Genomic DNA, 11,438 nt, shown 5'->3' on the forward strand with positions numbered 1-11,438 from the left:
GTTGCGCCAACGATGGTCATTCAATCTTTGCTGGATGGGGACGACCACCGCGAGAACCGCGTTGTAGGCACGCGATCCCACTTGCTATGCCCAGTCATACGCTGCTGCCATACCGACACTGACGTCGACGCCCCGAACACATCCGGGACCTCGGCCCCCGACTTCGCAGCCCGCTACTGGGGCGCGACTATTTCGACCATCGCCCAAGGGCCACAGAACTTCTTCCTGAAGAGCTCCGTTGGCATCGGCCACAAACTCACAATAAGTGCCCACTGCACAACTGAAATTGAAAATACTACCCAAAATCCCTAACAGGATCCCCCACCGTTGTCAGGCCTGCCCTAGTTGAGCGCGATGACCGCGACGTTGAGCGAGGTCGCGAAGATCAGCCAGAGCAGGTAGGGGATCATGATCCAGGAGGCGATCCGCGAGAGCGGAGCAGCTGTGATCCCGAGCAAGATGACTGATGCCATCAGCGCAACCATGATTGCGAGCGCCACCCACCAGGCGGCTGCGCCTATGAGGGGGTAGCCGGCGAAGAACACGGGCGTCCAGAGCGCGTTCAGCACGAGTTGCGTCACGAACAGACGCAGCACCCCAGGTGCAGCGTTGGGGGCGTCGGAGCGTGCACCCGATCGCCAGATCAGCCAGCCCGCCAGCGCGATCAGGGCATACAGCACCGACCACACCGGCCCGAAGACCGCATTCGGCGGACTCCAGGGAGCTTTGTGGGCTTCGGCGTACCATCCGTCGATGTTGGTGATGCTCGCCAGCGATCCGCCCCACGCGACCAGCGCGACCGCTGCCAGCATCGCAACACCGACCGCGATCTGCCGCGCCACCGTTGGGCGGGGCACCGCCCGCCGTGTTACATCTTGCATCGTTGCGCCCCTTTCGCTGCGTGTCGCGTGGGCTGCCACCGTAGCAAACCACGATCTCCGCAACCAGGGGGTGGTGTTTTGGAGGGGTGCGTCTACGGGCGGGCTACTCGTCGAGGATGATGTCGCTCGCGCGCAGCGCGCGCTGCTCGGCCTCATCGAGTTCGAGTACCGTGCCATCCGACCCCAGCCAGTACCACGCGCTCAGGTCGGGGCCCGGCGCGTCGCGGCGGGTGAGAGTGTAGGTGACGCCATCGAGCTCTTTGGTGTTCATGCCCCCGACTATAGCTGTGGTCGGAGGGCGTCGCGGCCCGGGTGCGCTGGCATCCGTGAGGTGCTGTAGTCATCTTCGCGCGTCAGGGTTCTGATGGTGACCAAGGTTAGACTTGCCGCCATGATCACCGCTGGACTCGTCCTCGCCTGCCTTGCGGCGCTCCTCCACGTGTACATCTTCTACATGGAGTCCATCGCCTGGACCAGCAGCAAAACCCGCGCAGTGTTCGGGATCAGCGAGGCCGAGGCGGCCGCCACCCGGGAGATGGCCTTCAATCAGGGGTTCTACAACCTGTTCCTCGCGATTGTCGCTGTCGTCGGTGTGGTGCTCTACGCGATCGGTCAGCACGCTGCCGGATCTGCTCTGGTGTTCGCCGGGATCGGTTCGATGCTCGCCGCGGCGCTCGTCCTGTTTCTCTCGTCTCCTGAGAAGCGGGGCGCCGCGATCAAACAGGGCACGGTCCCTCTCCTAGGGGTTGTCGCTCTCGCGATCGGACTGCTCATCTAGCTGCGGAGCGATACCCGCAGCAGGGAGAGCGGCACGCCTCGCGCCGCTCGTCCTGCTGTCAGCGGCCTGAGGGAGTGCGCCGTGCTGTCTCAGTGCTGTCAACCCCGCGATCTCGATCGATGGGCCGCCTAAGGTGGTGAGCGTCGTCGCCAATCAGGGACAGAGGAGTCGGCGGCGATTCGGTGCCCCCACTGGGATTCGAACCCAGACTGTGCCGATTTTAAGTCGGCTGCCTCTGCCGGTTGGGCTATGGGGGCAACGCCACAATCTTGCCATGCGCTCACCTCGGCCCGCGCACGGCGTAGGCTGGGGCGATGGTTTTCGGCAAGGCACTGCTCGTGATCGTCATCGTCGTCACGATTCTGCTTGCGCTGTTTCTGCGCGTCCGCGCGTGGCGGGCACGACGGGCTCAGGAGCGGGCGGTGTGGCAGGCGGAGCTTGACCGGGATCTGCGCGGCGACTGACGCCACATCAGTTCCGCAGCACGACCCCAGCTGAGACCGAGTCCCGTTCGGGTGCCGGGCCCACCAAGCCCTTCCCGTCGATGCCCGCCACCCCCTACACTGCGATACATGACACTCGATCTCGCCGCTGCGGAGGTGCGCGCTGCGGCCGAGCGACGCCTCTGGCACGATGCGGATCGCTTCTGGAGCGCCCTGGACGAGGCGACGCGCGATCGTCCGGCGCCGGTCGTCGCGCTGAGCGTCGAAGCGCTCAGCCACAACGCCCACGATCTGCTGCGGCGCGCCGGCGGCCTGCCGATCCGCGTCGCCAGCAAGTCGGTGCGGTCGCGCCCGGTGCTCGACGCGGTGCTCGCGCTGCCGGGGTTCCGGGGCGTGCTGGCGTACACGCTCGCCGAGGCGCTGTGGCTCGCGTCGAGCATCGACGACGTGGTGGTCGGCTACCCGACGGCCGACCGGGCGGCGCTCGCGACGCTCGGTCGCGACGAGCGGGCGGCGGGCCGGGTCACCGTGATGGTCGACAGTGCGGATCAGCTCGACCTGATCGACGCCGCGATCCCGCCGGGGGAGCGCTCTCCGATCCGCGTGTGCCTCGACCTCGACGCCTCGTGGCGCACCCGCGCGCTCGGGCATCTGGGGGTGCGACGCTCGCCGATCCGCACCCCTGAGCAGTTGCGCACGCTCGCCGAGACGGTGGTGCGGCGGCCCGGCTTCGACCTGGTCGGAGTGATGGCCTACGAGGCGCAGATCGCGGGAGTGGCCGACGCCCCCGCCGGCCGGGGCGCTGAGGGTGCCCTGCTGCGGGCGGTGCAGCGGGCGAGCGCTGCGGAGCTGGCGGATCGCCGCGCCGCGGCGGTCGCGGGGGTGCGCGGGGTCGCCGAGCTAGAGTTCGTGAACGGCGGCGGCACCGGGTCGATCGAGCGCACGGTCGCGGAGTCGGCGGTGACCGAGGTCGCGGCGGGCAGCGGGCTGCACGGGCCGCACCTCTTCGACCACTACCGCGCCTTCGCGCCGGCCCCGGCGCTGGCCTTCGCGCTCGACGTCGTGCGCAAACCGTCGCCGGACCTCGCGACGCTGCTCGGCGGCGGCTGGATCGCCTCCGGCCCCGCGGCGGCCGACCGCCTGCCGCTGCCGGTCTGGCCGGCCGGTCTCGGCTTCAAGCCGCGCGAGGGGGCGGGAGAGGTGCAGACCCCGGTGCGAGGTGCAGCCGCGCGTGAGTTGCGCGTGGGGGACCGGGTCTGGCTGCGCCACGCGAAGGCGGGCGAACCGCTGGAGCGCACGGCCGACATCGTGCCCGTCCGCGCGGACGGGACGGCGCTGCCGCCGATCCCGAGCTATCGAGGAGAGGGACGATGCTTCCTGTGAGCGGGAGAACGAACGAGCAGCCGGAACTGGGGCCGCACGCCCGTTGGAACACCAGCTGGAGCAACTGGGCGCGCACCGAGCGCTCCCGGCCCGAACTCGAGATCGTGCCGCGCGACGTCGCGCAGATCGAGCTCGCGGTGCAGCGCGCCCGCGAAACGGGCCGCACCGTCAAGCCGATCGGCGCCTCGCACAGCTTCACCGGCATCGGCGCCACCGATGGGATCCGCATTGATATGAGCCGCCTGCGCGGCCTCGTCTCCGCCGACCCGGCCCGCGGCCGCGTCACCCTCTGGGGCGGCACCCACCTGTGGGAGCTGCCCGCGATCCTGGGCCCGCTCGGCCTCGCCCTCCCCAACATGGGCGACGTCGACCGGCAGACCATCACGGGCGCGACGCAGACGGGAACGCACGGCACGGGCGTGCGACTCGGCGGCCTCGCGACGGGCGTGGTGGGCGCCACCGTCGTGACCGGCGCGGGCGACACCCTCGTGATCGATGAGGATCACCACGCCGAGCTGCTGCCCGCCGTCGCCCTCGGGCTCGGCGCTCTCGGAGTGCTCGTCACGGTGATGCTGCAGTGCGTGCCGCGCTACCTGCTGCGCGCGGAGGAGGCGCCGATGCCGCTCGACGAGGTGCTCGACGGCTTCGTGGAGCGCACGCGGCAGTCGGATCACTTCGAGTTCTTCTGGTTTCCGCACACCCGGGGCGCGCGCACCAAGACCAACACGCGGCTGCCGCTCGACGCGGATCGAGCGCCTCTGAGCCGCGCCGCCCGCTTCGCCGACGAGGAACTCGCCAACAACTTCGCCTTCGGCGCGTGCACCGCGATCGGCAGCGTGCTGCCCTCCGCCATCCCGCGCATCAACCGGGTCATCGAGACGCTGTCGAGCCGCCGCGTGTACAGCGACGAGTCGCACCGCGTCTACGTCACCCACCGCCGTGTCCGCTTCCACGAGATGGAGTTCGGGCTGCCGCTCGAAGCGGTGCCCGACGCGGTGCGCGAACTGCGCGCGATGATCGGGCGGCGACGGTACCGGGTGTCGTTCCCGGTCGAGGTGCGTTCGGCGGCCGCAGACGAGCTGATGCTCTCGACGGCGAGCGGGCGCGACACGGGCTACATCGCAGTGCACCGCTACTGGAAGGATCAGGATCGCGGCTACTTCCGCGACGCCGAGGCGATCCTGACGGCGCACGGCGGCCGCCCCCACTGGGGCAAGATGCACACTCAGTCGGCCGAGACCCTGCGCGAGCGCTACCCGGCCTTCGACGAGTTCGCGGCGGTCCGCGACCGCCTCGATCCCGACCGCGTCTTCGCGAACCCGCATCTGGAGCGCGTGCTGGGACGCTGATCCCACCCGGCCCTCGGGTGAATACGGGGGAGGAGTCTGTCGCCGGCCGCGTCCGGCGACAGGCCGCTGCCGATCGCCGGCGCGAGCGCCCCGCATGCTCAGCGCATTCATGGCCTTCGTGGCATAAGATGCACACATGTCTGGTGGATTGATTGCCCTGCTCATCGCAGCTGGCGTGCTCGTGCTGCTGATCGGCTACGTCTGGATCACATACAACTCTCTCGTTACGCTGCGTGTGCGCGTCGACGAGGCATGGAGCGACATCACGGTGCAGCTGAAGCGCCGAGCCGACCTGATCCCCTCGCTCGTCGAGACGGTGAAGGGCTACGCCGCGCACGAGAAGGGCGTCTTCGAGGACGTCACCAAGGCCCGCGCCGAGACGATCTCGGCTCAGGGGCCGGCTGAGGCATCCGCCGCCGAGAATCACATGCAGCAGGCGCTGAAGAGCATCTTCGCGGTGGCCGAGGCCTACCCGCAGCTGCAGGCCAGCCAGAACTTCCTGCAGCTCCAGAGCGAGCTGGTCGACACCGAGAACAAGATCCAGGCCTCGCGCCGCTTCTACAACGGCGGCGTGCGCGAGTACAACACGAAGATCCAGGTGTTCCCCAACACGCTCTTCGCACGCGGTATGGGCTTCACCGAGCGCGAGTTCTTCGAGGTCGAAGACGTCGCCTCGATCTCCGAGCCGCCGCGCATCCAGTTCTGACCGGGGCGGTCCGTGTACAGCGCGATTCGCCGCAACAAGGTCAACAGCGTCCTCATCATCCTGCTGTTCGTCGTCATCATCGGCGCGCTCGGCTGGCTGGCGGCGTACATCTACAACTCGCCGGGCATCGTCATCACCGTCGTGGTGTTCGCCGGCGGGTACGCGCTGTTCCAGTACTTCGCGGCGGGCCGGCAGGCCATCTCGATGAGCGGCGCGCAGCGCATCACCGAGGCCGACAACCCTCGCCTGTACCGGATCGTCGAGAACCTCTCCATCACCACCGGCACGCCGATGCCCGAGGTCTACATCGTGCACGACCCGGCCCCCAACGCCTTCGCGACAGGGCGCAACCCGGAGAACGCGATGGTGGCCGCAACCACCGGCCTGCTGGACATCATGACCGACTCCGAGCTCGAGGGCGTCATGGCGCACGAGCTCGGGCACGTGCGCAACTACGACATCCGCGTCTCGATGATCGTGTACGGCCTCGTCGTGGCGATCGGCATGCTCGCCGACATGTTCATGCGGATGGCCTTCTTCGCGCGCGGAAACAACAACAACGGCAACCCGGTGATGCTGATCTTCGGTCTCGTCGCGATGCTCGTGGCGCCCCTGATCGCGTCCGTCGTGCAGCTCGCGGTGTCGAGGCAGCGCGAGTACCTCGCCGATGCCACTGGCGCGCTCACCACGCGCCACCCGGAGGCGCTCGCGAGCGCTCTCCACAAGCTCTCCGAATACGGTCGCCCGCTGCAGAAGCAGCAGTCGAGCATGGCGCACCTGTGGATCGCGGATCCGTTGAAGCCGGGGCTCATGAACCGCCTCTTCGCGACCCACCCGCCGATCCCGGATCGTATCCGCCGCCTGCTCGACATGGGCGGCAAGTTCTAGCGGTGCCGCGGGAGCGACCGCGTCAAGCCCTTGCCTCGGCAACCGAGGAGAGGCGTAGGGTAGAGGGCACCGAGCCCAGGAGGTCGCCCCAGTCGTGTCGAACATGTTCCGCTCCCTGTCGGTGCGCAACTACCGCATCTGGTTCACGGGAGCGCTCGTGTCGAACGTGGGCGCGTGGATGCAGGCGACCACGCAGAACTGGGTGGTGCTGACCGAGCTCACCGACACGAACGCCGCGGCGGTCGGCGTGACGATGGCGCTGCAGTTCGGGCCGCAGCTGCTGCTCGTGCCGTTCAGCGGCGCGGTGGCGGATCGCTTCGACCGTCGGCGGGTGCTGCTCGTCACGCAGTCGCTGCTGATGCTGCTCGCGGCGGCGCTCGGCCTGCTGCTCATCACCGGGCAGGCGCAGCTGTGGCACCTCTACGGCTTCGCACTCGCGCTCGGAGTGGTGAACGCCTTCGACACGACCTCGCGGCAGGCGTTCGTCTCGGACCTCGTGGGGCCGACGCAGCTGTCGAATGCGGTGGCCCTCAACTCGGCCTCGTTCAACTCGGCGCGCCTGGTGGGCCCGGCGGTGGCGGGCGTGCTGATCGCGGTGGTCGGATCCGGCTGGGTGTTCCTCATCAACTCGGCGTCGTTCGTCGCGGTGCTGGGGGCGCTGCTGCTCATCGACTCGCGTCCGGAGCGAGAGGAGCGCGGATCGCGCGAGTCCCAGTGGCGCCAGCTCTCGGCCGGGTTCCGCTATGTGCGGGCCAGGCACGACCTGCTCGTGATCTTCCTGATGGTGTTCCTCGTGGGAGCCTTCAGCATGAACTTCCCGGTGATCTCCTCGACGATGGCGGTCGAGTTCGGCCGGGGCGCGGGCGACTACGGGCTGCTCTCCTCGATCCTCGCGATCGGCTCGCTGTCGGGGGCGCTGCTCGCCGCGCGCCGCCCGGCCGCGCGGATGCGTGTCGTGATCCTCGCGGTCGGCGGTATCGGGGTGGTGAGCCTGGTCGCGGCGATCATGCCGACGTTCTGGACCTTCGCGGCCACGCTCGTGTTCTTCGGCCTCGCGATCTCGACGATGCTCACGACGGCCAACGGCTTCGTGCAGACCACGGCGGCGCCCGCCGTGCGCGGCCGCGTGCTCGCGCTCTACATGGCGATCCTCATGGGCGGCACGCCGATCGGGGCTCCGCTGGTGGGCGCCGTCGCCGATGCGCTCGGCCCGCGATCCACCCTGCTCATCAGCGCGGCCGCGGGCTTCGCAGCGTTCGGGATCGGCGTGGCCTGGCTGTTCACCGAGCGTCGACTGCGCTTCCACCGCGACGGCGGCCTGCGGCTGCGGGTGACGCACGCCGGGCGCCCGGGGCTCGGTGACGATCCAGCGCGGCAGACGGAGACCCTCACGGCCCCTCTCTCGGTGCTGCGCCGCGAGGAGGAGCTGATCGGTGCGGGGGAGTCTGCGCCGCAGGACGGCTCGGCGGCGGGCCCGGCGACGGGGATCGTGGCGCTGCCCGATCCGGATCCCGCACCCGACTCCGAACCGGCGCCCGGCTCCCGTGACGACCGCGGTGGCCCCGAGGCGGGGCGAGAGGATGAAGATCCTGCGGCTCGGCCGTGAGCGGCCGCGGATATCCGCCGATTCGCGGGTAGGCTATGAGTCGACCCCGCGGCTTCGACCGCATGTTCTCTGACCATGGAGATTTGATACCGGTGAGTGACTTCTTGTCAGCACAAACCCGCACCGAAACGGATTCGCTCGGCAGCGTCGAGATTCCGGCTTCAGCGTACTGGGGGGTGCACACGGCTCGCGCTCACGAGAACTTCCCCATCGCGCGGCGACCCATCTCGGTGTACCCCGACTTCATCCGCGCCTTCGCCTGCGTGAAGCAGGCCGCGGCTCGGGCCAACCTCGAGATCGGCGCACTCGACGAGCAGCGCGCCACCCTCATCGATCGCGCCTGCGAAGAGATCAAGACCGGCATGCTGCACGACCAGTTCGTGGTCGGCGTGGTGCAGGGCGGCGCGGGCACCTCGACCAACATGAACGCGAACGAGGTCATCACCAACCGCGCGCTCGAGCTGGCGGGGCACCAGAAGGGCGACTACGCCTTCATCAACCCCAACGATCACACGAACCGCAGCCAGTCGACCAACGACACCTACCCGACCGCGATCAAGATCGCGCTCGCGTTCTCGCTCACGAGCCTGCTCGACGAGCTGGCGCTGCTCGCCGACTCCTTCGCCGCGAAGGGCCGCGAGTTCTCGCACATCATCAAGGTCGGCCGCACCCAGCTGCAGGACGCCGTCCCGATGACCCTCGGCCAGGAGTTCAACGCCTTCGCCGTGACCCTGCGCGAAGACATCGAGCGCCTCACCGAGGCCGTCACGCTGCTGCGCGAGGTCAACATGGGAGCGACCGCGATCGGCACCGGTATCAACGCGGCCAAGGGCTACAAGGAGACCGTGATCCGCCACCTGCGCGAGATCACCGACCTCGAGCTCGAGACCGCGGGCGACCTCGTCGAGTCCACGAGCGACACCGGCGTCTTCATCACCTTCTCGGGCGCTCTCAAGCGCAGCGCGCTGAAGCTCTCGAAGATCTCGAACGACCTGCGCCTGCTCTCCTCGGGCCCCCAGGCTGGTCTCGGCGAGATCAACCTGCCGGCGCGCCAGGCGGGATCGTCGATCATGCCCGGCAAGGTGAACCCCGTGATCCCCGAGGCGGTCTCGCAGGTCGCCTACTCGGTCGCAGGCGCCGACGTCACGGTCTCGATGGCGGTCGAGGCCGGCCAGCTGCAGCTCAACGCCTTCGAGCCGATCATCGCGCACTCGCTCTTCCAGTCGATCACGTGGCTCGAGCGCGCCTGCCAGACGCTGCGCGTCAACTGCGTCGACGGCATCACCGCGAACGAGGAGCGCCTCGCCGACACCGTGTCGCGCTCGGTGACCGTCATCACCGCGCTCGCGCCGGTGATCGGATACGCCGAGGCTGCGAAGCTCGCGAAGGAGGCGCTCGCGACCAACGAGAAGGTCTCCGAGCTGGTGGTCTCCCGCGGCCTGCTCGACGAGGCGCAGCTCGCCGACATCCTGCAGCCGCAGAAGCTCGCGGGCCTCGCACCCGAGACCGGCGTCATCGACACGGTTGGCGGCGCCGCCCCCGAGAAGGCCGAGGACGGCGAGGCCGCCGACGAGGTCGACGAGCCCCAGGGCGAGTAAGCCACGGCATATCGCGACGGCGGGCGGCGGATCGGGTGATCCGCCGCCCTTCGTCGTGCGGTGCTGCTACTCGGCTGCGATGCAGTGGGAGGTCAGCGCGCCGATGCCCTCGATGGTCACCGTGACGTCGGTGCCGGGGCGCAGGTAGAGCGGAGGCTTGCGCGAGCGGCCGGCGCCGCCGGGGGAGCCCGTCGAGATGACGGTGCCGGGCAGCAGCGTGAGCGACTGCGAGATCGAGGAGATGAGCTGCGCGACGGTGCGGATCATGAACTCGGTCGTCGAATCCTGCACGCGCAGATCGTCGACGTCGGTGGTGATGCGCAGCGCCTGCGGATCGGGGATCTGGTCGGCGGTCACAACGACGGGGCCGATCGGGGTGAAACCGTCGAACGACTTGCAGCGCGACCACTGCGGCTCCTGGAACTGCACGTTGCGGGCCGTGATGTCGTTGATCGCGGTGTAGCCGAAGACGTAGTCGAGCGCCTCCTCGGGGGAGACGTTCTTGGCGGCGCGGCCGATCACGACACCCAGCTCGCCCTCGTAGTCGACCTCTTCGCTGATATGCGCCGGAAGCGGCACCTCGCCCTCGTGCGCGCCGAGCGAGTTGGGGAAGAGCGAGAAGAGCACGGGGCCCGAGTCGTTGTCGAGGCTCAGCTCGCTGGCATGCTCGTCGTAGTTGAGGCCGACGGCCAGCACGATGGGCGCTCCGATAGCGGCGGGCGCGAAGGCCGCGTCGGCGAGCGGGGCCCACGCGTCGTCGGGCAGCTCGACGGCTGCGCTGCGCAGGCGATCCAGCTCGTCGGGGCCGGCCTCGATGAGGTGCTGCAGCGTCGGGTGCTCGGCGCCGAGGCGCTGAACCGGGACGAAGCGTTCGTCGTGCACGACGACGAGCTCGGGGGTGCCGGCGGGGGAGAGGATCAAGTGCGCGAATCTCACGTCTCCAGCGTAGCCGAGATGCCGTCGAGCCCGTGTTTCGTTCGGTTCTCTCACGTGTCGGCGCCTGATCTTTGTGGGGAGCGCACTGCTGCGGATCGCGTTGCGCCGCCGCGATCCGCCAGTGAGCACTTGGGTTCCCCGAGAGCGAACGTGCGAGCGGCGTCCTGCGCGATCGGAGAGAATAGAGGAATGAGTGAATCACCCATGACCAAGCCGGAGATCGAGTTCCCCGACGGGCCCGCCCCCGCAGAGCTGCAGATCGTCGATGTCGTCGAAGGCACCGGCGAAGAGGCGCTCGCCAGCTCGACCGTCGACGTGCACTACCTCGGCGTGGAGTACGACTCGGGCGAGGAGTTCGACTCGTCGTGGAGCCGTGGCGAGTCGATCAACTTCCCGCTGCGCGCCCTCATCCAGGGCTGGCAGGTCGGCATCCCCGGCATGAAGGTCGGCGGCCGCCGCAAGCTCGTCGTGCCCCCGGCGCAGGCCTACGGCGTCTCGGGCGGGCACCCGCTGTCGGGCAAGACCCTCATCTTCGTCATCGATCTTCTGGGCGTCAGCTGATCCGCTGAACCCGTCCACCGACTGCGAGCCCGCCCGGATCTCTCCGGGCGGGCTCTTTCGCGATTACCCCGCCTTTCGCCCCCTCACCCCACCCTTGCCCCCTCACCCCACCCTTGCCCCCTCACCCCACCCTTGCCCCCTCTCTCCCTCACCCCTGCCCCCTCACTCCCCGCTCTGCCCCGCAGTTCGGGGCGGGGATCGCAGTTCAAACTGGGCTTTTTCCCGAATTCCTCAGTCTGAGCTGCGATCCACGCCTTGACGGGAGGGTGACAGGGGCTGGGACAGGGGGTGAGGGGAGAGGGGAGAGGG

Annotated in this window: 12 protein-coding genes and 1 tRNA gene; 9 read left to right on the forward strand and 4 right to left on the reverse strand. The window is 69.0% G+C overall.

The features are described from left to right. Nucleotides 1-341 precede the first annotated feature (341 nt). Nucleotides 342-842 (reverse strand): TspO/MBR family protein, encoded by a 501-nt coding sequence (locus H629_RS0108695; protein ID WP_240471081.1) that lies wholly within the window; start codon nucleotides 840-842, stop codon nucleotides 342-344. Between the two features lie 142 nt (nucleotides 843-984). After that, the gene (locus H629_RS15375) at nucleotides 985-1,152 is read right to left on the reverse strand and encodes a hypothetical protein (RefSeq protein ID WP_161608008.1); all 168 of its coding nucleotides are present in this window, start codon (nucleotides 1,150-1,152) and stop codon (nucleotides 985-987) included. Between the two features lie 120 nt (nucleotides 1,153-1,272). On the opposite strand from H629_RS15375, the gene H629_RS0108705 reads away from it, so the two are divergent. After that, complete coding sequence (locus tag H629_RS0108705; protein WP_024356889.1) at nucleotides 1,273-1,659, forward strand: DUF1304 domain-containing protein; 387 nt, start codon at nucleotides 1,273-1,275, stop codon at nucleotides 1,657-1,659. A gap of 183 nt (nucleotides 1,660-1,842) precedes the next feature. On the opposite strand, the gene H629_RS0108710 is transcribed toward H629_RS0108705, so the two are convergent. Beyond that, nucleotides 1,843-1,916, reverse strand: a tRNA-Leu gene (locus H629_RS0108710). Nucleotides 1,917-1,973: 57 nt separating this feature from the next. Between H629_RS0108710 and H629_RS15495 the strand changes: the two genes are divergently transcribed. From H629_RS15495 to H629_RS0108750, 7 genes are all read left to right on the forward strand, one after another. Continuing rightward, nucleotides 1,974-2,123, forward strand: a complete 150-nt coding sequence (locus H629_RS15495) for a hypothetical protein (RefSeq protein WP_169447474.1) — start codon at nucleotides 1,974-1,976, stop codon at nucleotides 2,121-2,123. Between the two features lie 108 nt (nucleotides 2,124-2,231). Further along, nucleotides 2,232-3,485: an alanine racemase gene (locus H629_RS0108720; RefSeq protein WP_024356890.1), complete on the forward strand. Its 1,254-nt coding sequence runs from the start codon at nucleotides 2,232-2,234 to the stop codon at nucleotides 3,483-3,485. Beyond that, nucleotides 3,482-4,834 (forward strand): D-arabinono-1,4-lactone oxidase, encoded by a 1,353-nt coding sequence (locus H629_RS0108725; RefSeq protein ID WP_024356891.1) that lies wholly within the window; start codon nucleotides 3,482-3,484, stop codon nucleotides 4,832-4,834. The genes H629_RS0108720 and H629_RS0108725 overlap by 4 nt, the downstream gene beginning before the upstream one ends. Nucleotides 4,835-4,970: 136 nt before the next feature. Then, nucleotides 4,971-5,540, forward strand: a complete 570-nt coding sequence (locus tag H629_RS0108730; RefSeq protein WP_024356892.1) for a LemA family protein — start codon at nucleotides 4,971-4,973, stop codon at nucleotides 5,538-5,540. Nucleotides 5,541-5,552: 12 nt separating this feature from the next. Then, entirely contained in the window at nucleotides 5,553-6,428 is an 876-nt protein-coding gene (locus H629_RS0108735; protein WP_024356893.1) for a M48 family metalloprotease, read from the forward strand. 103 nt (nucleotides 6,429-6,531) lie between these two features. Beyond that, entirely contained in the window at nucleotides 6,532-8,034 is a 1,503-nt protein-coding gene (locus H629_RS0108740; protein ID WP_051137859.1) for an MFS transporter, read from the forward strand. Nucleotides 8,035-8,096: 62 nt separating this feature from the next. After that, on the forward strand, nucleotides 8,097-9,632 hold the full coding sequence (locus H629_RS0108750) for an aspartate ammonia-lyase (RefSeq protein ID WP_076623962.1): 1,536 nt from the start codon (nucleotides 8,097-8,099) through the stop codon (nucleotides 9,630-9,632). A 66-nt stretch (nucleotides 9,633-9,698) separates the two neighbouring features. On the opposite strand, the gene H629_RS0108755 is transcribed toward H629_RS0108750, so the two are convergent. After that, nucleotides 9,699-10,568, reverse strand: a complete 870-nt coding sequence (locus H629_RS0108755) for a fumarylacetoacetate hydrolase family protein (protein WP_024356896.1) — start codon at nucleotides 10,566-10,568, stop codon at nucleotides 9,699-9,701. Between the two features lie 189 nt (nucleotides 10,569-10,757). Between H629_RS0108755 and H629_RS0108760 the strand changes: the two genes are divergently transcribed. Further along, entirely contained in the window at nucleotides 10,758-11,129 is a 372-nt protein-coding gene (locus H629_RS0108760) for an FKBP-type peptidyl-prolyl cis-trans isomerase (RefSeq protein ID WP_029746776.1), read from the forward strand. The last annotated feature ends 309 nt before the right edge of the window (nucleotides 11,130-11,438 follow it).

Origin of the sequence: Leucobacter chironomi DSM 19883 (assembly GCF_000421845.1) — a bacterium.
GTDB classification, from domain to species: domain Bacteria; phylum Actinomycetota; class Actinomycetes; order Actinomycetales; family Microbacteriaceae; genus Leucobacter; species Leucobacter chironomi.